We start from the raw sequence: 22,239 nt of genomic DNA on the forward strand, positions 1-22,239 counted from the left end.
TAGTAAAGCATCGCACTGTCGTCGAGCTACCGACTGCATTGCCAAACGCAGCCGACATCGGTTCTACTGCCGGATGAATGCATTCGGAGCCTACCCCTTTGAACCAGCAAGCCCTTTCGTCTTTCCTCTGGTCTGTCGCCGACCTCCTCCGTGGCGACTACAGGCAGTCCGATTACGGTAAGGTCATCCTGCCCTTCACTGTTCTGCGCCGTATCGACTGCGTGCTCGGGCCGACAAAGGATGCCGTTCTGGAGGAACTGGCGCTGCGCCAATCGCAGGGGATGAACCCTGAACCCTTCCTGCTGCGCAAGGCGGGGCAGACATTCTATAACACGTCGAAGCTCGACCTGAAGAAGCTGCTCGGCGACCAAGACAACATCGCGGCCAATCTCTACAGCTACGTCCAAGCCTTTTCGCCCGCCGTGCGCGACATTTTCGAGCGGTTCGAGTTCTCCGCGCAGGTGGACCGCCTGTCCAAGTCGGGGCTGCTCTATCAGGTCGCCGAAAAATTCGCACAGATCGACCTGCACCCCGACCGCGTGGACAACCATCAGATGGGCCTCGTCTTCGAGGAACTCATCCGCCGCTTCGCCGAACTCTCGAACGAGACCGCAGGGGAGCACTTCACGCCGCGTGAGGTTATCCGCCTCATGGTCAACCTGATGTTCGTCGAGGATGACGACGTGCTGTCAAAACCCGGCGTCGTTCGCACCATCTACGACCCAACAGCGGGCACGGGGGGCATGCTCTCGGTCGCTGGCGAATACCTGACCGAGCACAACGACCGCGCCTCGCTGGTCATGTATGGGCAGGAGTTAAACCCCGAGTCCTACGCGATCTGCAAGGCCGACATGCTGATCAAGGGGCAGGACGTTTCGAACATCATCTTCGGCAATACCCTGTCCGACGATGGCCACCCCTCGCAGAAGTTCGACTACATGCTGTCCAACCCGCCCTTCGGCGTGGAATGGAAGAAGGTCGAGAAAACCGTCCGCTCGGAACATGAACGCCTCGGCTTCAGTGGCAGGTTCGGCCCCGGCCTTCCGCGCGTCTCGGACGGCTCCCTCCTGTTCCTTATGCACCTCTTGTCCAAGATGCGCCCTGCACGCGATGGCGGCAGCCGCTTCGGCATCGTGCTCAACGGCTCGCCCCTCTTCACGGGCGGCGCGGGCAGCGGTGAATCCGAAATCCGCCGCTACGTGCTCGAGAACGATCTGGTCGAGGCGATCATCGCCCTGCCGACCGACATGTTCTACAACACGGGCATCGCCACCTATGTCTGGGTGCTGTCGAACCGCAAACCAGACCACCGCAAGGGACAGGTTCAGCTGATCGACGGCTCGAACTTCTGGCAGAAGATGCGCAAGAGCCTTGGCTCCAAGCGCAAGGAGATGGGCGACGCCGACATCGCCACCGTCACGCGGCTGTTCGGCGGCTTCCATCAGGCGCAGCTTGCCACCGTCTTCGATGCTGCTGGCAAGGAAACGGGCAGGCATGTCGTGCTGGAGGGTGAGGCCGCGCCCGAGGCTCCGGCAGGTGGCAAGGTCAAGCTGGCCCGCTTGGCCCGCATCTTCCCCAACACCGCCTTTGGCTACCGTCAGATTACCGTGGAGCGGCCCCTGCGCGATGCGGCGGGCACGGTGGTGCTGGGCGAACGTGGCAAGGCCAAGGGCAAGCCGCAGCCTGACACTGCCCTGCGGGATACCGAAACGGTGCCGCTGAACGAGGACGTGAAGGATTACTTCAAGCGCGAGGTGCTTCCCCATGCGCCCGATGCATGGATCGATGAAGATAAGACCAAGGTCGGCTACGAGATACCGTTCAACCGCCACTTCTATGTCTTCGAGCCGCCCCGCCCGCTGGCCGAGATCGATGCCGAATTGGCCGAGGTGACAGGCCGTATCCAGCGGATGCTGACGGAGTTATCGGCATGACAAGGCAGTATCCGGCGTATCGGGAATCTGGGGTGGAGTGGCTTGGGCAACTTCCCGACGGGTGGTCAGTGATGAACCCTCGCCGCATCTTTTCGCAAGAACGGGAACCTGCACAGGCAACAGACGAGCAGTTGTCTGCGACTCAGAAAAGCGGGGTCATTCCGCAAAGACTTTACATGGAGCAGGAAGACCAGAAAGTGGTTCTGGCCCTTGCAGGTCTCGACAACTTCAAGCGCGTCAGAGCGGGTGACTTCGTCATTAGTCTTCGCAGTTTTCAAGGCGGTATTGAGCGAAGCTCGTATGATGGGTGTGTCAGTCCTGCCTACACCGTCTTGCGTCCGAAGCTGAAAACTGATGGTGGCTATTTCCGTTACCTGCTGAAGACCGATGAGTTCATCTTAAAACTGCAATCCGTGACGTCTGGGATTCGAGACGGCAGAAATGTCAGCTATGAGCAGTTTGCACTTGTTCCGCTTTGCTTCCCTCCCCTGCCCGAACAAACCGCCATCGCAGCCTTCCTCGACCGAGAGACGGCCAAGATCGATGCGCTGGTCGAGGAACAGCGGAGACTGATCGATCTGCTGCGCGAAAAGCGGCAGGCCGTCATCAGCCACGCCGTCACCCGTGGACTGAACCCCGCCGCCAAGCTGAAACCCTCGGGCGTGGACTGGCTGGGCGATGTGCCGGAGTGGTGGGAGGTGGCAAGCGTCCGTCGCTGTTCAACCCGCGTAGTGACAGGCAGCACCCCGTCAAACGATGCGCCCAATACTGAACAAGACGAAGCCTTCGCTTGGTATACTCCCGGCGATTTCAGTGAAGAGTTGCTGCTTTCTGCGTCCGCTCGAAGCGTGCCAAGTTCAACCGTTCTCGCGGGCGAACTGCGGGTATTCCCGTCCAACAGCGTTTTGGTGGTCAGTATAGGCGCTACACTCGGGAAAGTGGGCTACAGCGAAGTGGCGTGCTCAGCCAACCAGCAGATCAACGCTATTGTTCCCAACGAAAAGGTGACGGCTCGCTTCCTAGCCTATTCACTGTCCGAAAAAACTGCAGTGATGCGCTTCCTGTCAAATGCGTCGACAATCGGCATTATGAACCAAGAAAAGACAAAGGAAATTGTTATCGCGGTTCCTCCTATTCGAGAGCAGGACGACATAGTTCGGTATTTAGACCAGCGAACTAGCGAGTTAAAAGCGCTCAGCGAAACCGCCGAAGTTGCCATCACTCTCCTCCAAGAACGCCGTGCCGCTCTCATCTCTGCCGCCGTAACAGGCAAGATCGACGTGCGCGACTTCGCGGCCGAAACCGAAGCCGCATGATGACCCAGACCCTTGGCAAATCGCTCGAACTCTTCTTCATCGACGGTCGCCCCGACGGCATCCTGACCGCCGAGGTGTTCAACTGGACCGGCCATGTCCTGATGACCCCGCGCACCCGCATCGCCGATGCGCTGAAACGCGACGAGGCCGCGCATACCGGCGTCTATCTGCTGCTTGGCGAGCGCGATGGCGAACCGCTGGCATATGTCGGCGAAAGCGACAACATCCGCAAACGCATCACGCAACACGACGTGCAGAAGGACTGGTGGGAAACGGCGGTGCTGGTCACCACCTCGGCCAACAACCTGAACAAGGCGCATGTCCGCTACCTCGAAGCGCGGCTCGTTGCCAAGGCGAAAGAGGTGGGCCGCGTTCCCCTCGACAACGGCACCGCCCCCGCCGCCATGGGGCTGACCGAGTCTGCCCGCGCCAACATGGAGGCTTTCCTCGATTACCTCTGGATGGTCCTGCCCGCCCTACGCATCGACATGTTCCTGCAACACGCCAAGCCCAAGGGGGCTGCATCAGTCGCCGCCACGGTGGCATCCGGCCCCGTGTTCGAACTGGTGAACAAAAAGCACGGGCTGCATGCGAGGGCATCGCTGATCGACGGTGAATTCGTGGTGCTCGAAGGATCGACCGCCCGCCTGACATGGGCCAGCGCGGCGCAGAACCAGCACAGCTACGCCCATATGCGCGACGATCTGGAAAAGGCAGGCATCTTGTCACCCCAAGGTCCCGTCTGCGTCTTTACGGCCAGCTACGCCTTCAGCAGCCCAAGCGCAGCCGCCGCCATCGTAAACGGCCGCCCCGCCAACGGCCGCATCGAATGGCACGTGCCCGGCACCCAACAGACCTACCACGCGTGGGAGGCGGCAAACCTCGCCGCTCAAGTTCCGAGCGACGAGGATTTCGAATGACCGAGATCTCCCCCGAGCACATCGAATGGGCCACTGTCGACCGGATGCGGCAGATGCTGGCCCAACCGCGTCAGGGGTTCGAGGTGACGGGGACGCTCGCCTTATTCACGGGAATTCTGTGCTGGACCATGCAGCGTATCCGGACAGACGATGACCAGACGGATGGCATCGCAAAGAAAATGGCGACCCTCTCGAAAAGCTTACAGAAACGACCGTTTAGCCAGTTCTTAAAGACTGAACCGAAAGAGGTTTTCACAACGAGTCTTGACGGATCTGGCGTGAGTTCAGTTGCGCTCAATTCAATGACAGATTTCAAGAAGGACGGAAAAACCCTTAGCGCATACAACGGTCTTGTCGCGTTGCGAAACGCCGTTGGTCATGGTGATGCCCGCCGACTCACCCCGATAAACCGGGAAGGCCAGTTGCTTGGATACAGGTTCCTTTGCACCCAAGCATATCAGGCCGAGAACAACGGCACGTGGATCGAGAAGTGGCGCGGCACTCTCAGTCTCGACGTCGAAGGAATGACCAGCATCGCCGGCGAACTGGCACTTCAATTCTGTGAGACTCTGCAAGATGGCAGACCCAATTTCGAGACCGAGGCGCGCAAAGTCCTCGAGGCGCCTCCACGATGATTGGATCAGATGACCCGCTCACCGACGCCCTGAATGACCTGACTGGACCCGAACTGTCCTGTTATTGCCCTTGCGCGGGACGCGACGTCAGTCTGGCGCTGGCATGGTTCGGATCACGCTTCGACCGCTTCGTCTTCTGCGACCGTGGTTACCGCCGCGAGAACATGACCGGGCGCGATGCGGTTCCAGCGAATTGGAAGCGCATTCATGTGGTGCCCGAAGAACGACGGCGGCCTGATGAAAGACCAGACCGCTCGTTCATGCCAAAGGTCATCGAAACATGGCATCGCCCTGACGGTTCTGCGGTGGTTCTGGAGTTTCGGGCAGAGCCCGCGGAAGACTGCCTAACAGCACGCTTCGCTGCCGGGACGATCTCGGCGCTTTTGCACATCAACGACGGCGTCGGCGAGGGGGGGTCAAACCTGTGGTTTCTCGGAACTCCGGGACAGTGCCAAGCACAGGCAAGCCGTTGCCTGCTTCCCGAGGTGGAAGCTCGGCTGGCGGATGAGGCTCTGATCATAACAGACGGAATGCTGACTGACCGTGAATTTGCCAACTCAAGACCGTTCCGGCGCAATGGTCGGTCGTGGAAGCCAATTGCGGACTTAGATGCCACCCGTGAGCGCGGGCATGGTGTGACCGTCTGGCGCACAACGCTTATGCGAGAGGTTCAAGATGACTTTGCACCGTGAGGTCAAACTCGAGGACCAGATCTGCGCCGCGATGGCCGCCTCGGGCTGGCTTCACGCGGACGGCGATGCCGCCCTCTACGACCGCGCCCGCGCCCTGTTCCCCGCCGACATCATCGCATGGGTCCAAGCCAGCCAGCCCAAGGCGTGGGAGACGCTGAGCAAGAACCACGGCACGGCGGCAGAGGTGATGCTGCTCGACCGCATCCGCAAGCAGATCGACGAGCGGGGCACCCTCGAGGTGCTGCGCAGGGGCGTCGAGATGATTGGGCTTCGCTCGGAGATAAAGCTAGCGCAGTTCAAACCCGCATTCGGGACGAACGACGAGTTGACCGCCAGCTACAACGCCAACCGCCTGCGCGTGGTGCGGCAGGTGCGCTATTCGCTTCAGAACGAGAACAGCATCGATCTGGTGCTCTTCCTTAACGGCATCCCTGTCGCCACGGCTGAATTGAAGACCGACTTCACCCAAGGCATTCAGGACGCCGTAGACCAGTATCGCTTCGACCGCCTGCCCACCCCCAAGGGCAAGCCCACAGAGCCCCTTCTAAGCTTCCCCGGCGGCGCCTTGGTGCACTTCGCGGTGAGCGATTCCGAAGTGATGATGACCACCCGCCTCGCTGGCCCCGACACGCGCTTTCTGCCGTTCAACAAGGGTGACCACGGCGGCAAGGGCAATCCGGTGAACCCGAATGGGCACCGCACGGCCTACCTGTGGGACGAGGTCTGGCAGCGCGACAGCCTGCTGGAAATCCTTGGCCGATACATGGTCGCGACGAAAGACGCCAAGAAGCAGATCACCGGGATGATCTTCCCCCGTTACCATCAGCTTGACGCCACCCGAAAGCTGCAAGCGGCGGTGCTGGCCGAGGGTGCTGGTGGGAAATACCTCATCCAGCATTCGGCTGGTTCAGGTAAGACCAATTCCATCGCCTGGTCCGCCCACTTCCTCGCCGATCTCCACGACGCCGAACACCAAAAGGTCTTTGACTCTGTGCTTGTGGTGTCTGACCGCAATGTGATCGACACGCAGCTTCAGGAAGCGATTTTCAGCTTCGAGCGGACAACCGGGGTCGTGGCCACGATCAACAGCGATGCAGGGGCCAAGAGCGGGCAACTGGCAACGGCGCTGGCAGGTGGCAAGAAGATCGTCGTCTGCACCATCCAGACTTTTCCCTACGCGCTGGCGGCAGTGCAAGAGCTTGCAGCATCCAAAGGCAAGCGGTTTGCCGTCATCGCCGATGAAGCCCATAGCAGCCAGACAGGCGAGGCTGCGTCGAAGCTGAAGCTAGTGCTGTCGGCAGAAGAGGCCGCAGACGTGGCGGACGGAGGCGAGGTCAGCGCCGAAGACGTGCTTGCCGCCCAGATGGCCGCACGGGTGGGCGAGACAGGCATCACCTATGTGGCCTTCACGGCGACCCCCAAGGCAAAAACGCTGGAACTGTTTGGGCGGCGCCCAGACCCCAGCCTGCCTGTCAGTTCAACCAACCTGCCCGAGGCATTTCATGTCTATTCGATGCGGCAGGCGATCGAGGAAGGATTCATCCTCGATGTGTTGAAGAACTACACGCCCTACAGCCTCGCCTTCCGCCTGGCAGGGGATGGCAAGGAGATCGACGAGAAAGAGGTCGAGCGTAACGAGGCTGTCAAAGCCCTGATGCGCTGGGTTCGTCTTCACCCCTACAACATCAGCCAGAAGGTGCAGGTGGTGGTCGAACACTACCGCGCCATGGTGCAGCCTCTGCTTGAAGGTAAGGCCAAGGCGATGGTCGTTGTGGGCAGCCGTCACGAAGCCGTGCGATGGCAATTGGCAATCGAGAAATACATCAAGTCCAAGGGCTACAAGCTGGGAACCCTCGTCGCCTTCTCGGGCGAGGTAATCGACAAAGAGAGCGGGGCCGAGCCGTTCACCGAGACCAGCAAGCAGCTGAACCCCGGCCTCAAAGGACGCGACATACGGGAAACCTTCAAGGAACCTGACTATCATATCCTGCTGGTCGCCAACAAATTCCAGACTGGTTTCGACCAGCCACTGCTTTGCGGGATGTATGTGGATCGTCGCCTCGCGGGCATCCAAGCGGTGCAGACCCTGTCGCGCCTGAACAGGGCTTATCAGAGCGGCGGTGTGGTCAAGGACACGACCTACGTCCTCGATTTCGTGAACAGCAGCGATGACATCCTCAAGGCCTTCCGCACTTACTACGGGACAGCGGTGTTGGAAGACGTGACCGACCCGAACATCGTCTTCGACCTAAGGGCAAAGCTGGATGCGGCGGGGCATTACGACGACTTCGAGGTCGATCGCGTTGTGCAGGTCGAAGTGAACCCAAAGTCCACCCACGGAGATCTGGTCGCGGCGATCTCTCCTGTCGCAGACCGCTTGCTGAAAGCCTATCGGGCCGCTCATGAGCGCGTGAATACTGCACGTGATAGCGGAGACGACAACACGTCCAAAGACGCTCAAGACACGCTCTCAGCGCTTCTTCTCTTCAAGAACGATATGGGTGCGTTCCTCCGTCTCTACACCTTCCTGTCGCAAATCTTCGACTACGGGAACACGGCTATCGAGGCCCGGAGCATCTTCTACCGCCGCCTCATCCCGCTGCTCGAATTCGGCAGAGAGCGCACATCGCTCGATGTATCGAAGGTTGTCCTGACGCACCACAAGCTGAAGTCAGGCGGGCAGCAGCAGCTGTTCTTGGGGGGTGATGCTGAGCCCCTGAAGCCGCTTACCGCGACTGGTTCTGGGACGCTACAAGAGAAGGAGAAAGCGCTTCTGGCAGAGATATTGGCGAAGCTGAACGACCTTTTCCAAGGCGACGTCACCGACGATGACCAACTCATCTACGTAAACAATGTGATTAAAGGTAAACTGATGGAAAGCGCGACGCTGGTCCAACAGGCAACCCACAACAGCAAAGAGCAGTTCGCAAACTCGCCCACCCTCATGCCAGCGCTGACAGATGCGATCATCGACTCGCTGGAGGCACACAATACAATGAGCAAACGGGCGCTAGAGTCTTCGGCGATACGGCAGGCGTTGATTGATATCTTGCTCGGGCCCGGACAGCTTTATGAAGCTCTGCGCAGTAAGTCCGGTGTAGCTCATCCATGATCTTAAAATTGATGGGACCGGCGGGACCGGTCCCATGTTTGATCAATTAGCGCGATAAGCACCGAGCTTTTTCAGATCGATGACATAAAGACGCGGACGACCGGGCACAGAACGCGGCGCCTTCCGCATGAGCCGCGCACCGTCTCCGCCCAGCAGCAGGCCCATGTCGAAAAGCGCTTTTGCCGCCTTGGTGGCATCGAGCCCGCGGAAGACATGGCCCCAGGCAACGGGAGAGAAGTAAGCACGCGTCTCATCGCGCATCTCATCCGGGCAGACACCGGCCGCGAACGGCCCCTGGACATCAGGCATACCTGACAAGTTAGCCGCGACATGCCTCTGGAGACCAGACACGAAAGCATCCGAGGCTTCGCGCTTCGATGCATAGCGATAGTCATACCAATCGAGAAAGGCCCGATGTGCCGCGTCTCTTGCTTCTGCAGAGCCCCAGCCTGTCAGGCCGGCCTTGGTCGCCACAGTTCCGCTGATCGCCACGAGTGCAAGACGCTGGGCAACGCGCTCGATCTGCCCGTCGGGTGCGGAGGGGAGATCCAAAACCCAAGATGCAGCATAGCGGTCAACGGCTGATCTGAGCACCTCGAGTTTCCCCTTGCCGATGATTTCGATGCAATACTCGACGAAGGCCGGTCCCGCGGTCCCGTAAGCGGTCTGGCTTGCGCGCCTGACTGTATCTGCGAATTTGGCCGGACTGGTTTCACCGTGAAGATCATCAAACACACCATAGGTGTGCGCATCAGACTCGATGTCGATCAACCGAACCTCGTGCCCCGCCATCGCCGATACACCGGCCTCTGCAAGCTTGTCGGCTGCGCTGATCTCCCCGGACGACAGGTAGGCAAGCTGCCAGCGCTTCGTATCCTGCAAGGTGCCCTCCATCGTCATACGTGCTTTACCGGACCCGTTCCCGAGCATGTAGATGGCAGCATGCAGGTCCCGCGGGGCGATCTCCGCAATTTCGTCGAGAGGAAGCAGCATCCCGTTAAGGGCTGCGGCTGTCGCTTCGAGGCCGTTCGAGGTGGCGCGCCAGGGAGAAATGAGATCAGGCGATCCCCAGGCAGAAGCTGCCAAGCGAAGCAAGGTGGTTTTCCCCGAAGACGACGCCCCGCGGAAATGGACTCCACCGCTAGGCATGCCAAGTGGCGCCAGGAGCGGGCCGGAGAAGGCCACAGAAGCCGCGAGGATCATCAGCGGGTTGCCGATGCACCTGAGCCCAACCTCGGCCTTCCACTCGCCCGCAGAGCCCATCCGAGACGTAGCCGACACATGACCCCCTGCCGGCAGTTTGGGCACAACACGTTGATCACCAAGCACAGCTCCACCAGCGACAAAGGCCGAGTAGGTGCTGTCGACCCAGCCGCTCCTCTCGACGCAGAGCATACTCTGCCCGGGCTTCCATGCCCGCAGGAGGTCAAGCAGGCGCTCCTTCGACTTCCGGTCAGCGCCGAGTTCCAGCCCATGGTCGACGAGCTTTCCCACAACCTTCGACGGGTGGCAGGTCAGGTCGGAGTTGGTCACGCTGATGTCGCGCCACGATCCATCCGGCGCACGCACGGACACAAGCTTGCCCCAGCCCGTCCCGTTCGGGCTGCGCCTGGTGGCATCGATCCGAAGCGGCGAGCAGACATAGATCGGATCGGACAGGCCGTCCTGGGGCAGATAGTAGACCCCGTCATCGAACATCGCATAGTCGTCCGGCAGCTCGGGAGGCGTTGCTTCAGCCGAGTGCAGGTGAGATGCGATAATTGCGTTCGAATTCATCGTTTTATCCTTTCTGAGGGTTTGATTGGTATGGATCATCGTGCGCAGCGGCTGGCTGCGTGTCAGTTCGAACCGAACCGCGATGACCTGTGCGTCGGGAGTGGGGTTTAGACGGCCGAGTGAGCCGAAGGGGCTTCAAGATTGGCCACATTAATGGCGCCCCGAAGACGTGCCTCGTAGCCGGCTCTCGCGGCCTGCGTCATTGAGCGAGATACCCAGCATAAGGAACGACCAGTCTGCATGCCGAGGAATCTGCGCGTGCTGGCCACATCCTTGGCGATGTATTTCAGCCAACCGTCCGGGGCATAGACCAACCTCGTATAAAACTGCCGCGAACCCGCATGACCAGGAACAGTTCCGACGGCACGACGCATAGCGTGCTGAACACGATCACGGTCGATTCCGTTGGGAACGATGACCCCGTGCAGATGCAACATGCCCCTGCTCCTTTTTGCTTCAAGGACAAGGAAGACCTGAAGTGCGCCAAGATCCGCTGAGCGCAAGGCAGAGTTCATCCGCTGACCGATGACCCTCATGGGATACCTATGCTTGGCCAGGTAGATTTGAAACGGCTCGGACAGTCTCAGCGTAACGGCGTATCCGTTCCGTCTTGCGGCGTAGCGGACAAATTCACAGTGCCGTTGATCTGAGTCGAGCTTTGCCCAAGGGACCAAGAGCGGTGAGTAACGAGGTGATACGGTGCAGGTTTTAGACATGGGGTTTCGCTCCCTGTAGAGGGGTTGATGAGGGATGATGTTGATAGGGAGAAAGGCGCACTGAACAAATGCGCGCCAACTTGCTGACGGCGCCTTAGAAACTTGGACTTTTCGCCGCCTTCGGATCAGCCGAGCTTAGACATTATGCGCGTTTGCCTGGTCACGGTCAGGGCCGCTCAATTTGTCGGAACCGCGAACATCGACTTGCCGCTAGACCAACGCTGTAAGCAGCTTGATGGCGTAGTCTTCAGCATTGCGATCTTCGAGCGGAGCGATAATTGCCCGGTCCCCTTTGCGAACGACCAAGTTCTGCTCAAGCTTCGCAGCAACAGCCAACTGGGGTTTGTTGAAGTGCCCTTCGATCAGCCAAGCCCGGTTCGAAAAGTCACGCTGGGCGCGCCAAAGTTCGACCGCGCGATGCAATTCAATGCCAAGCGCGATCAAGTTGTCGGCTTGCGACGAGATCATAATTTCAGCCTCGACATCTGAATGCGCGTGGCTGAAAGCGAAGTCGACGAAGGCGCTTCCAAATTGGCGCTTTCTTCCGTAACGCCTCGAACCCGTCAGAAGTTCGAGAATGTCTTCCGCAATCGTTGCTGTGGCAAACTGATTTTTGCGCGAAAGCAGCACCTTTTTCAGCAGCTTAGGCGTCTTCAGCGTTTTCGTCCGTCCAAGAATCGTGTATTTCATAGCTGGTTCTTCTCGATAACTAGGGGTGAGCCGCTCTGACGCCGGGCAGTTGCAGCTGTCCGGCGTTTATCATTCCCAACCCGCAAGCGGATCGAGCTGGGTGTTTCTAGAAAGGCGAGATTGAAACGCTTCGGTCAGAAGCCGAGGGTTTCTTCTTTAGGAAGCTGTCTCAGCGCGGCTCCCTCCTCAGCAAGGTTTCGATCGCGCGCCCAACGAACGACGGGACGTCGGAGGAGAGCGCTTCGGCAAGCTGACGCAAGCTGGCAATGTCGCATTCGGCATGTGAGCCCCCAATAATCCTCTGAAGCCAGGGGAGCGGCACAGCTGCTTTCTCTGCCAGCATCTCCGTATCCAGTGCTTGTCTTTCCATGAGCGCTTGCAGGGCGAGCTCAAACGGAAGCTCATCAAAGAGGCTCACCGGTTCCGTCCGAGATGAGGCGCTCCCCTCGTCGCCGAGTTCAAGGGTGGGGATAAACCCGCGGCGCCGGCGCAGCCAAGGTTCAGCTGTCTCCGCGCTTACCTTGGCAGGTTTCCCTTCAGTCTTGATTCCTTCGCCACTCAGCGCCGTCCGAACAGCGCCTTCGCCAATGTCGGCGAGAAGCGCAAGTTCTCTGATCGTCAATGCAAACCCATGCTTGAGGCGCATTCTTGCGATGGCCATATCGAGTGTCCGGCGCAACGGGCTGTCCTCGTTCGCCAGAGGTGTAGGTTCGCCACCGAAGCTGCACCGTGACGCGCTTTCGACGAGCAGCGCGATGTCATTCCAGTCGTCATTTGAGAATGCGGTCCGGGCAAGCGCGCTGCCCTGTTGATACGCGAAATCGAAGGCCGCCGAGATCTGGCGCGCTGCGTGAAACTTTCCCAAGTCGACGTTAGCGATAATGTCACGAAAGTCCCGCGGCATCATGCCTAGCGAAAACTCATCAAGGCTGATGCCGAGGTAAGCCTCAGCGAGTTCGACTTCACCCTTTGTCGCCACCATCAGGCAGGCGATGCCCAAGATCACTTCCCGAAACTCATTCAAGACGGTTGTCTTGTCAGTCGCGGTCCGAGGCGCCGTCAGGTTGCGGGGTTCCATCTTACTGTCCTCTTTGGTTCGGATGATCCGATTCGATTGAATATATGTAGCAATATCTGATGTGCCACTTGAGCACAAGTAAAATATAAGAAGCATTCCTAAATATATTCATATGTTCTTGAGCGTAGGACCACAGCGAAGCATCCTGCACGAAATGTAAGAGCACGTCATAGGAGGATTTGGGCGCCAAAATGCGGCTGGGGCAGAAGGCATCCCCTTCGCTCTGCTCGCCTTTTTCTAGGACTTCGACTTCCCCATGCGACCCGTTCCCCACGGAATGTCGAGCCGTTCCTATTTCCTCGATGCTGACGGGTGATCGGAGCGCGCGGTCGACGACATCATGGATGCGCTCTAAGCACTCGGGTCTGACGGTGCTTCCGGAACGCGTTGATCGAGCGTTCTGTTCGTCTGGGAGATACCCACTTCATAGTTCGCCGATCACCTGCGGGGGCGTGTGATCAAAAGGTGGTGCACATGAGGTCAAGCGGGCACCAGATTTCTCCGTGACAACCCATGCGAGCGTTTCTACCCTGGGCGCTATGGCTCCCTCGGACTGGTCAGACGAAGAGAACGACACGGTCGTCGCGGAATACTTCGCGATGTTTGCCGATCATCTTGCTGGCCAGCAGTTCATCAAGGCGCAGCGGCACCGTGCTCTGGCGGAGCGGCTTCCGGCGCGGTCGGAGAAGTCAGTCGAGTTCAAGTTACAGAACGTCAGCGGCGCGTTGCAGGCGCTGGGAGAGGCGTGGCTCGACGGTTACGCACCGGCGACGAACTTCCAACTCTCGCTCGCGGATGCGATCGTGCGTTGGCAGAAGGTGCATCCGTCGTGGGCGGCGAGACCAGCGCAGAGGGGTGTGACGGCTTTCGCCGATGCGTATGCACTCTTTGTCGGTCCCTCGCCTACCCTGGCAAACCGTCCCCCTCCGAGGGATCTGGAGAAGATGCTGAAGGTCGCGCGCAAGTTCGACGTGGCGGGGCGGGACGCGCGGAACCGCGCGCTCGGGCGGGCGGGCGAAGAGCTGGTGGTGGCCTACGAACGTGAGAAGTTAAGGGCGGCGGGCCTGACGGGTCTTTCGCATAAGGTCCGTTGGGTCTCGGAAGAGGACGGTGACGGTGCAGGCTATGACATAGCCAGCTTCGATCTGGATGAACGCCCACGCCTGATCGAGGTGAAGACGACGAACGGGGCTTGGGATCGCACGCCCTTCTTCATCAGCCGGAATGAGCTGGAGGTTGCTGAAGAGTGGCGCGCGGAATGGTGCCTGTTCCGACTCTACGACTTCGCCCGCACCCCGAAGGCGTTCGAGTTGCGGCCGCCGCTTGATGCGCATGTCTCGCTGACCGCGATGACCTATCAGGCGGGCTTCCACTGACGGGCTAGGACCGAGGGCCTATAGCGGACCTTCCAGCGCGGCGATCTCTTCCGGCGAGTCTTCGAAAACATAGGGGTTCAGGATCGCGCGTCCGGCCAGAAGGTCCTGCAAGGCGGGGTCGATCCCAGCATGGGATGCAAGCTCGCGGTAACGGGCGCGGATCGTCTCGATCTGGCGCTTGGCGATGGAGACCGCTTCATCGCGGCGCAGTGAGAAGTGGCCCACGGCATCGAGGGCTGTGGCGATGCGTGAACGGCGGTCAGTGCGGGTCACGGCCATGGCCTGATTGGCCTCGCGACCCAAGCGCGGACGGGGATCGATGTCATAGGCTGGGGTCAGGCGGATCGATCTGCCATCCCAGAAGCAGGCGTGGTTGCGGGCGTGATCGTCGGTGTTACCGACCAAGATGTTGAACAGCATCCGCGACCAAAGCTCCCGCAGATCGCACGACGGATCGGCGGCGCGGTGCCGGATCGCATCGGCGATGGCGGGGTAGCTCGCATAGCGTGCCGCGGTTTCATCCAGACCCTGCAGCGTGAGCGAGGAGACCATCGCCCTCCGCAGGAAGCCATGATTGGTGTGGATGCGGTCGAACCGCTCGACGAGCAGGACATCCTTGCCTGCGGCCTTCACAAGCTGGACAGGTGCCACGTCGAGGCCGACGGCCTGAGCCAGCTTCATGGCGAGGTATTCTCCCTGCACCACGTTATGCGTGTCTCGCGACGCTGCGAATTTGGCGATGAGCTTCCTGTTCCCGTCCACGAGCTGCGCTTTGGGTCTCGCACCACCGATCGAGGTGCCGTGGCGGAGGGCGTCGTCAAGGTCAGGCGAAAGCGGCACTCCGGCCTCGACCGCTTCAGCCGCATTAAGAAGCTCCTCCAGACGCGCCTCGCGTTGCAGTCGGGGAACGTAAGCGGTGGGTGAGGTCTGGAAGTCGAGCGCGCCGATCCGGTCCGAGCCGGAGAGCAAGAGGTAGTTGAGCTCGTCGAGGTCACCGGTGTCGACATCGCGGCCGCGACGCTGGAATTGGCGGTTGAGCACCACGCGACGGCCCCACTGGTCTGGCGCTGCATCGCGGAGGGCGCCCGCGATGACATGCGGAGCTTCCGGCACGAGAACAGCATCTACCAGCGGCAGTTCGGGCAACCAGATCGGGATGGCGTTGGGGCGGGCAAGGTAGCTTTTGCCATAGGTGAAGCGGTTGATCCCGTCCGCAAGATCGATGCGACCGCAGACCACCGGCTCGGTCGCCTCCGGCAGCCAGATCCAGACATATGCCGACAGCGCGGGTGCAAGCAGGGCGGGGCGCTTCATTTGGAGGGCCGGAGTTGGTGGGGATCAGAAGTCATTGTCGGGCTTCGCTTGGCTGGCCTGGAAAGCCCGCTTGGGCAGCAGCGCGTTCATCGCCTCCTTCTGGCTCCGTAGGGTTCCAAGCTGGGTGGCATCGACGTCGAAGAGTGGCAGGCCGAGAACGATCGCGGCCTCGAAAGCAGCGCCGATAGCGGTGCCGGGCTCACCTGCTTCGAGCCGCTGGATCACGCCGCGCGAGACGCTGACGCGTGCGCCCAGCTCGGCCGCCGTCATGCCGCGCTGCACACGCGCAGCGCGGATCATGGCGCCGAAGGTCGCCAAGGCGTCTGTGGCTTGCGATGAGAGCGATTGAGCTTGTTTCATGATCTATATATAATACTCAAAATACTCATAAGCAACATATATAGACCATATTCTGCCGGTTTGGAGTGCGCAGCGGCGGCCGGCTTGAAACTATCTCCCAGACAGACCGGGCATGTAACCACTTCGCACTTGCGCGCGTATCTAGGCTAAGTCAGCACATTCCAAATGTAAGGCTTTACCGAAAGTCCATATCGGCTGCACCAGCCGCTCACCTGTGCGTCCCGTCACTCGCCAGCCACCCTCATAGCGCCCAGCCGGACAGCGTGCACCAGCGCTCGCCCCACGAAGCCTGGCAGCAAGTGCAGACGCCAGTGCAGCGAACTTTGAAGGCCGATCACGAGCGCACAAGAGATATGGCCGGAGGTCGCGCTTAGAAAAGGCCGTAAAGCGGATTGGCCCTCATCAGGCGATCTTCTTCATCCGAGACATCTACAAAGCGCTTCCGGGCCTGCCTGAGCGGCACGCGGACACGGCCTACGGTCCATGTCTGGTTTTGACCGGTGAGGACCCCAAGCTGGTTGAGCTGATCCACCACCTGCACCGCTTTGACTTTGTCCGGATCAGCTTCGGCGCGAAGAATACGAACAATTGCATCGATGATGGCATTTGCTTTGTCCGAGGCCGCTGCGGTGCCCTTCACCTGCGCTTCACGGATATTGGGATTACCGAACGACGCCCCCTCGGCCTTCTTGCGTCCCATGCCTTCTTTAGTGCGCCGGGAGATTTCATTGTGCTGAAGTTCAGCCCGCTTCAGACGCGCCTGCTCGCTTGCCTGCGCAAAACCTTCTCCATCCTTGAGAGAAAGAATTCGATCCGGAGATGGAACGAGCGCTTTGATGTTCTCTTCGGATGCCGCGTGCCTAGAAAGGCGCGACCAATCCCAGACGACGAGAACAGCGTCATGATCTCTACAGGCTTGAAGAGCATTCAGCAGTCCCTGACGACCACGTAGACTTGAGGCACCCGCTCCGGAAGCCACATCTTCAAAGACCTCTATCAAAGGCAAATGGCAACCTCGGGCGAACTCGTGAATTGCTTCCCGCTGAAGATCGATGCTGATGCCCTCGCGTCCCTGACGCTCGGTAGAAACACGAACGTAGCCGACGATCGCCTTCGCGCCAGTGCCATCCTTCCTTCTCGCTGCCATCAGCACACCCTCCGCTCCAGCACGATATGGTGCGGCCATGCGAGGGATGAAGAGGCTGCGAAAGATAAAGGCGCGCTGTGTCAGATGAGAGAGCGCTGTAAGAAGGTGTGAAGGTAAGAGGAGTATAGACGTGTGGGAACCTATCCGATCCCCTTTAGGAACCCGTTATGCTAGCAAACCTGTCGAAACCTAAGGGTTGGAGTGACCGCGGAGGACATACGGAGCCAACGCTGGCGCGAGCACATAGGCGAAGCTGCGGTTAGCCAAGTAGCTAGATAGCTGCATCCGACTAAATAGATGCAGGCAGATGCATGTCTAGCTGCTCGCCTATGTCCGTCGCGCATCGTCATCCCACCATGGGCCTACATTTACTCGCCCGTCGTGATTTGCGTTGGATGCATGGCTGGATGGTTGACAGATGGAGAGATTTTCGCGGCGGCTCCGAACTTGTTCGCCATAGCCACGAAGTCCTTATTTCTCTGGATCGGAACGGTTTACACTTGTCCAAAGTGTTACCTTACGAGACGGCCGGAACCTGCGTCCCGGCTCTTGGTGTCACCCTTTCTGACGACTAGGTGTCACCCGAGTGTAAACCGGCAGGTTGTCGTTTCCGATAAGCTTCTTGCGTCCTGGATTGATTTGGGCGCATGGCTTGCAACCTGCGGAATCTGCACTCAGACCAAACTCCGCCAGCGGTCCCGTCGAACGGTTCACGTCTCATGAAGGAAGAGCTTCAGCACCCGCCGGATAGTGCGAGCCGGCGCGGGGTCGGTCTTGGCGGAAGAGTCACGGATGATCTTGATCCATTCTTTCTCGTTTTCCGTCAGGTTTTCGCCCAGCAACTCGGAAAGGAGCTTCAGCATTTCTGGGCCAAAGCTCTGCTCGACCGCAAGCCGCATAACGAAAGACGGATCGGCTTCGAGGGCTTTTGCGAGAGCGGGCACGCGATCCAGTGCCAGCTTAGCATTGCCCATCTTGAGCATGGTAATGAAGTTGGCATTCCTGAAGCCCGCCTCGCGGGCAATGTCAGCCTGGGTCTTGTGATGCAATTCTTCGATGCGCCGGTCGATGAACTGGGCAAGGTGGGAGGAGGCGTAGGGGGTCGTGCTCATGCTGGTGTCCTTGAAATTTGCGCACGTAGCTGTGCGATGTTTCAAAGATAGCGAGAGAGCAGATGGGGAATTCGTGGGACTTGGGCGGCAAGGCGGAAACTATATTACGATCTCGCACTTCAATTCGTGCTTTCCCTTGCGCAGGAGCGGACCAATCGTTCCATCCAGCATACCGATGCGGATCAGCCCGGGAGAGTAGCGGTAGCCGCCGTGGAAGAACGCTAGGGTCTTCCACGGAGCGTAATAGCAGAGATCACCGGGGCGCTCGCCTTCGAACCGGATGGCACCCCGCTCCGACAAGCCCGCCGGAAGGCGCGCCATCTTTTCGTTCTGGCCGTAATCCTCGATCGTCAATTCGAGCGGCAGCATGGCAAAAAGATCGCGCGCGGTCGGGTTGCCGAACAGCGTGAGGCTGAAGTTCTTGCCTGCAAAGCTGCAGCGGACGCGCATCAGCCGCCTTTCTTTACCTCGGCGGCCATGTCGACCCCGTTCAACGCACCGACGAGATCACTTAGCATCGGAACATAGTCTTCGCCCCGGCCGGTTGCGATGGCATGGGTATAGTAATGCTTGGCGCCGCCTGCGATGATATTCACCATGTCCGCATCCGATGCCATGTCATTGAGATAGCGCAGATCCTTCGCCGCGTTCGCGATGGAGAATTTGTGCGAGTCACGATTGCGGTCCACGACGTAGCCCATGAACGTCTCAAAGAAGCCGTTGCCCATTCGGCTGGGGGAAATCACCTCGCGAATGATTTGGGGCGAGATGCCAACCTTGGCCCCAAGCACGACGACTTCAGAGAAGAGGGCGCCGTAAGACAGGCCGATGAAGTTCATCAGAAGTTTCATCTTGTGACCGCTGCCCACTTCGCCGATCCGGGTGGACTTTGCAGCCCATGTATCGAGAACGGGACGAATACGGTCAAAGATAGCCTCTTCGCAGCCGACCATTGCGCTAAGCTGGCCCGCTTCGGCCTGCACTGGTGTGCCGCCCAAGGGCGCGTCGACAAAATGCCCGCCTTTGGCTGACAATTCGGCAGCCAGCGCCTCGGTCGACGCAGGGTTGGCGGTAGATGCGTCGATGACAATCAGTCCTTTGCGTGCACCCGCAAGAATGCCATCCGGGCCGCGCATCGTCGCTTCGATCTGAGGCGAGTTCGACAGGCAGATGTGGATGATATCGCAGACTTCGGCCATCTGTCTCGGGCTGGTGGCTTCCTTGGCCCCCATCGACAGCAGGCTTTCGACCGGCGTGCGGTTCGAGCGTCCGCGCACCCACAGCTCATAGCCCTTGGCACGGATGTTCTTGGCCATGCCGTGGCCCATGAAGCCAAGGCCGATGAAGCCGATGACGGGTTTGTCAGACATGCGAGTGGTCCTTTTGCGATGCGTTCTTTTGTGCGGCCAGCCAGCCAAGGGTTTTGTCGGTATTTGCCCCGGGCAGGTATTCCGCGCCGATCGGGCGCGACCAGCCAAGGGCGGTGATGCGGTCGAAGACGTAGCGATAGTCCAATTCACCATGATCGGGTGCGCCACGGTCTGGCACGGCGGCGATCTGGATATGTCCGATCAAGGGCAGCAGATGCTCCACACGCCGTGTCACGTCGCCTTCGATGATCTGGACATGGTAGAAATCGAACATCAGTTTCAGGTTCAACCGACCGACTTCGCGTATGATATCGGCGGCGAGGCTTGTCGAGCTGAGGAAGTAGCCGGGAGCGTTGTAGGGGTTCAGCGGTTCGATCAGGATCGTTATGCTGTCCTTTGCCCCCTGCTCGCAGGCGTAAAGAAGGTTGGAAACAAACGACGCACGCGCCCTTGGCCCGCTCGTGTTGCCGGCCATGACATGAACTGCGCCCGCCCCGATGACGCGGGCATAGGCCAACGCTTCGTCAATGGCAGCCCGCGCCTCGACTTCGCGTCCGGGAAGGGCAGAAAGGCCATTCTCGCCGTGCGAGACATTGCCTCGACGAGTGTTCAGGCCAAGCATGGACAGCCCTGTTTCCTGCAATGCGGCGCGCACTTCGTCCGCAGGGACGTCATAGGGCCAATGACATTCGACCGCATCGAAGCCGGCGGCCTTGGCCGCGCGGATTGCGACGGGTAGCGGGCGGTCGGCCCAGAGAAAACCGAGATTGGCGGAAAATTTCATGCGTCCCACTCGACGTTGAAGGTCGTGGCGAGCTCTTGCACCTGCACCTGGTTTAGAAGGCGCGGGTTCATGCCCCGCGTCAGAAGCGCGAGCCGTGCGGTTGCTTCCAACTCTTCGATGGCATTGCAGGCAGCCTCGACATCCTTGCCAGCGACAACGGGGCCGTGGTTGGCCAGCATCACCGCGCTGCGCTTGCCCGCTAGGCCACGCACAGCCTCGCCCATCGCCGGATCGCCGGGACGGAAGTAGGGCAAGAGTTTCACCCGTCCAAGCTGCATCACCGCATAGGGCGTGATGGAGGGAAGGAAATCGTCCGGGTCGGCGTCGCTTACCGTCGACAAGGCGACCGAGTGGCATGCATGCAGGTGGACCACTGCCCCCGCCGTGCTCCTCGTGTCGTAAAAAGCTTTGTGCAGGGGCATTTCCTTCGTAGGCGCATCGCCTCCGACGTGGCGGCCTACCGCATCGAATTGCGCCAGACGTGCGGGATCGAGCCTGCCGAAACTGCTGCCGGTGGGCGAAACGAGGAGCCCGCCATCGGGCAACCGCACCGAGATGTTGCCCGTGGAACCATGCGTCAGGCCCCGGTCGAACATGGACGCGGCAAGTGTGCAGATGGTTTCACGCAGTCGGCTTTCTTCGCTCATCCCAACCTCTCCAACGCATCGGCAAAGAAGGTCTCGGCCCCGAAATTTCCGGATTTGAGCGTGATTGCCACCTTCTGCCCCTCGCTTTCGGCAAAGCACCACGGCACACCCGGCGCAATCTCCTGGCCCACATCCAGACGGTCGATGTGCAAAGCCTTGGCCACCGCGCCAGAGGTTTCGCCCCCTGCCACGACGAAGCGCCTTGCCCCTTTGTCACGGGCAACCACCGCGCAGGCGGCCAACGCATCTTCGACGAGCTTCCCCGCCCGCTCACGACCCAGACGCGCCTGAGTATCCTTCACGGCCTGCGGTTCGGCCGTGGCATAGATAAGCGGCGTTCTTGCCAAGTCCTGTGACCGAAGCCAGTCGAGCGCGGCGCCGGCGCCTTGGTCGGCAAGGCAGACGGGATCGAGCCGGAAACCTGGTCGCCCTGCAGCCAGTGCGGCGGCGACCTGACGGTTGGTCATGGCAGAACAACTGCCCGAAAGAAGAACGGCAGGCCCGTCTAAAATACCCGCTCGCGCCGTCGCTCCCCGCGCGACCTTGCCCTGATCCGCCCATAGTTTCGGGAGGGCCATCGCAACGGCGCTTCCACCCGTCAGCAAGGTCATGTCCTGACATGCCGTGGCGATCACGGTCAGGTCGTCGTTCGACACGGCGTCGACCACGACATGGGCAACTCCATGCGCCCGAAGCTCTTCCAGACGCGCCGAAAGAGCCCCTGCCCCGCGTGCCACCACATGGCGATTTGCCAGACCGACCGGCCGCTTCACCTGCGGTGCCAGAAGCCGCATGAGATTGGAGTCGCGCATAGGGGTCAGCGGGTGGTCCTTCATCGGGCTTTCCGCCAACGGCTGCTCGCCGACGAACAGGTTGCCCATGAAAATGCTCCGCCCATTTTCGGGGAAAGCCGGACAGTAGATCGTCTGATCGACACCCAATTCCTCAATCAGCGCTTCGGCAACCGGTCCGATATTGCCATCGGGCGTCGAGTCAAAGGTGGAGCAATACTTCCAGAAGAACCGCACGGCTCCAGCCCGACGCAGCCAGTTAAGCGCTGCTCGGGTCTCGTTCACGGCAACAGCAACGGGCTCGGTCCGGCATTTCAGGGCGATGATTTCAAGCGCTGCAGTTTCCGACGGTTCGCCTTTGGGCACACCCATCCGCAACGACACGGGAACGCCTGACCGGGCGAGCAAACCGGCTAAATCCGTGGCTCCGGTCAAATCGTCGGCAATGGCTCCGAAGAAGGTCGTCATG

General features: G+C 60.0%; 20 protein-coding genes. 7 read left to right on the top strand and 13 right to left on the bottom strand.

What is annotated here, in order from left to right; all coding sequences use genetic code 11:
- The first annotated feature begins 98 nt into the window (after positions 1 to 98).
- Genes H7F16_RS03160 through H7F16_RS03185 form a run of 6 tightly spaced genes read left to right on the top strand, consistent with a single transcriptional unit; the run spans position 99 to position 8,609 of the window.
- Positions 99 to 1,934 carry a type I restriction-modification system subunit M gene (locus H7F16_RS03160; RefSeq protein WP_185796088.1) on the top strand — a complete coding sequence of 612 codons (1,836 nt, stop codon included), beginning with the start codon at positions 99 to 101 and terminating at the stop codon, positions 1,932 to 1,934.
- Positions 1,931 to 3,250 carry a restriction endonuclease subunit S gene (locus tag H7F16_RS03165; RefSeq protein WP_185796089.1) on the top strand — a complete coding sequence of 440 codons (1,320 nt, stop codon included), beginning with the start codon at positions 1,931 to 1,933 and terminating at the stop codon, positions 3,248 to 3,250. Before H7F16_RS03160 ends, H7F16_RS03165 begins: the two co-directional genes overlap by 4 nt.
- The gene (locus H7F16_RS03170) at positions 3,247 to 4,170 is read left to right on the top strand and encodes a GIY-YIG nuclease family protein (protein WP_206682560.1); all 924 of its coding nucleotides are present in this window, start codon (positions 3,247 to 3,249) and stop codon (positions 4,168 to 4,170) included. Before H7F16_RS03165 ends, H7F16_RS03170 begins: the two co-directional genes overlap by 4 nt.
- Complete coding sequence (locus H7F16_RS03175) at positions 4,167 to 4,805, top strand: hypothetical protein (RefSeq protein ID WP_185796090.1); 639 nt, start codon at positions 4,167 to 4,169, stop codon at positions 4,803 to 4,805. Before H7F16_RS03170 ends, H7F16_RS03175 begins: the two co-directional genes overlap by 4 nt.
- Positions 4,802 to 5,497 carry a hypothetical protein gene (locus H7F16_RS03180; protein ID WP_185796091.1) on the top strand — a complete coding sequence of 232 codons (696 nt, stop codon included), beginning with the start codon at positions 4,802 to 4,804 and terminating at the stop codon, positions 5,495 to 5,497. The genes H7F16_RS03175 and H7F16_RS03180 overlap by 4 nt, the downstream gene beginning before the upstream one ends.
- Complete coding sequence (locus tag H7F16_RS03185; protein WP_185796092.1) at positions 5,481 to 8,609, top strand: type I restriction endonuclease subunit R; 3,129 nt, start codon at positions 5,481 to 5,483, stop codon at positions 8,607 to 8,609. The genes H7F16_RS03180 and H7F16_RS03185 overlap by 17 nt, the downstream gene beginning before the upstream one ends.
- Positions 8,610 to 8,651: 42 nt before the next feature.
- Here the strand turns inward: H7F16_RS03185 and H7F16_RS03190 are convergent, their stop codons facing one another.
- The 4 genes from H7F16_RS03190 to H7F16_RS03205 all read right to left on the bottom strand — a co-directional run bounded on the left by H7F16_RS03190 (position 8,652) and on the right by H7F16_RS03205 (position 12,869).
- Positions 8,652 to 10,424 carry a DUF927 domain-containing protein gene (locus tag H7F16_RS03190; protein ID WP_185796093.1) on the bottom strand — a complete coding sequence of 591 codons (1,773 nt, stop codon included), beginning with the start codon at positions 10,422 to 10,424 and terminating at the stop codon, positions 8,652 to 8,654.
- A gap of 68 nt (positions 10,425 to 10,492) precedes the next feature.
- Complete coding sequence (locus H7F16_RS03195; protein ID WP_185796094.1) at positions 10,493 to 10,921, bottom strand: hypothetical protein; 429 nt, start codon at positions 10,919 to 10,921, stop codon at positions 10,493 to 10,495.
- Positions 10,922 to 11,311: 390 nt separating this feature from the next.
- Entirely contained in the window at positions 11,312 to 11,791 is a 480-nt protein-coding gene (locus H7F16_RS03200) for a hypothetical protein (protein ID WP_185796095.1), read from the bottom strand.
- Between the two features lie 169 nt (positions 11,792 to 11,960).
- On the bottom strand, positions 11,961 to 12,869 hold the full coding sequence (locus tag H7F16_RS03205) for a hypothetical protein (protein ID WP_185796096.1): 909 nt from the start codon (positions 12,867 to 12,869) through the stop codon (positions 11,961 to 11,963).
- 539 nt (positions 12,870 to 13,408) lie between these two features.
- Here H7F16_RS03205 and H7F16_RS03210 point away from each other — a divergent pair.
- Positions 13,409 to 14,245: a protein NO VEIN domain-containing protein gene (locus tag H7F16_RS03210; protein WP_185796621.1), complete on the top strand. Its 837-nt coding sequence runs from the start codon at positions 13,409 to 13,411 to the stop codon at positions 14,243 to 14,245.
- Positions 14,246 to 14,263: 18 nt separating this feature from the next.
- Here the strand turns inward: H7F16_RS03210 and H7F16_RS03215 are convergent, their stop codons facing one another.
- From H7F16_RS03215 to otnK, 9 genes are all read right to left on the bottom strand, one after another.
- Complete coding sequence (locus H7F16_RS03215; protein ID WP_185796097.1) at positions 14,264 to 15,559, bottom strand: type II toxin-antitoxin system HipA family toxin; 1,296 nt, start codon at positions 15,557 to 15,559, stop codon at positions 14,264 to 14,266.
- A 24-nt stretch (positions 15,560 to 15,583) separates the two neighbouring features.
- On the bottom strand, positions 15,584 to 15,919 hold the full coding sequence (locus tag H7F16_RS03220; RefSeq protein WP_185796098.1) for a helix-turn-helix transcriptional regulator: 336 nt from the start codon (positions 15,917 to 15,919) through the stop codon (positions 15,584 to 15,586).
- Between the two features lie 370 nt (positions 15,920 to 16,289).
- Positions 16,290 to 17,105: a recombinase family protein gene (locus H7F16_RS03225; protein WP_185796099.1), complete on the bottom strand. Its 816-nt coding sequence runs from the start codon at positions 17,103 to 17,105 to the stop codon at positions 16,290 to 16,292.
- Positions 17,106 to 17,776: 671 nt separating this feature from the next.
- A complete protein-coding gene (locus tag H7F16_RS03230) occupies positions 17,777 to 18,178 on the bottom strand; it encodes an XRE family transcriptional regulator (RefSeq protein WP_185796100.1) in 402 nt (133 codons plus the stop codon).
- 99 nt (positions 18,179 to 18,277) lie between these two features.
- On the bottom strand, positions 18,278 to 18,628 hold the full coding sequence (locus H7F16_RS03235) for a cyclophilin-like fold protein (RefSeq protein ID WP_185796101.1): 351 nt from the start codon (positions 18,626 to 18,628) through the stop codon (positions 18,278 to 18,280).
- A complete protein-coding gene (locus tag H7F16_RS03240; protein ID WP_185796102.1) occupies positions 18,628 to 19,548 on the bottom strand; it encodes an NAD(P)-dependent oxidoreductase in 921 nt (306 codons plus the stop codon). Before H7F16_RS03240 ends, H7F16_RS03235 begins: the two co-directional genes overlap by 1 nt.
- Positions 19,541 to 20,332 (bottom strand): hydroxypyruvate isomerase family protein, encoded by a 792-nt coding sequence (locus tag H7F16_RS03245; protein ID WP_185796103.1) that lies wholly within the window; start codon positions 20,330 to 20,332, stop codon positions 19,541 to 19,543. The genes H7F16_RS03240 and H7F16_RS03245 overlap by 8 nt, the downstream gene beginning before the upstream one ends.
- Positions 20,329 to 20,979: a 3-oxo-tetronate 4-phosphate decarboxylase gene (gene otnC, locus H7F16_RS03250; RefSeq protein ID WP_185796104.1), complete on the bottom strand. Its 651-nt coding sequence runs from the start codon at positions 20,977 to 20,979 to the stop codon at positions 20,329 to 20,331. Before otnC ends, H7F16_RS03245 begins: the two co-directional genes overlap by 4 nt.
- Positions 20,976 to 22,238, bottom strand: coding sequence for a 3-oxo-tetronate kinase (gene otnK / locus H7F16_RS03255; RefSeq protein ID WP_185796105.1), 1,263 nt, complete (start codon positions 22,236 to 22,238; stop codon positions 20,976 to 20,978). Before otnK ends, otnC begins: the two co-directional genes overlap by 4 nt.
- Between the last annotated feature and the right edge of the window lies 1 nt (position 22,239).

Source organism: Paragemmobacter straminiformis (assembly GCF_014243445.1).
GTDB classification, from domain to species: Bacteria; Pseudomonadota; Alphaproteobacteria; order Rhodobacterales; family Rhodobacteraceae; genus Paragemmobacter; species Paragemmobacter straminiformis.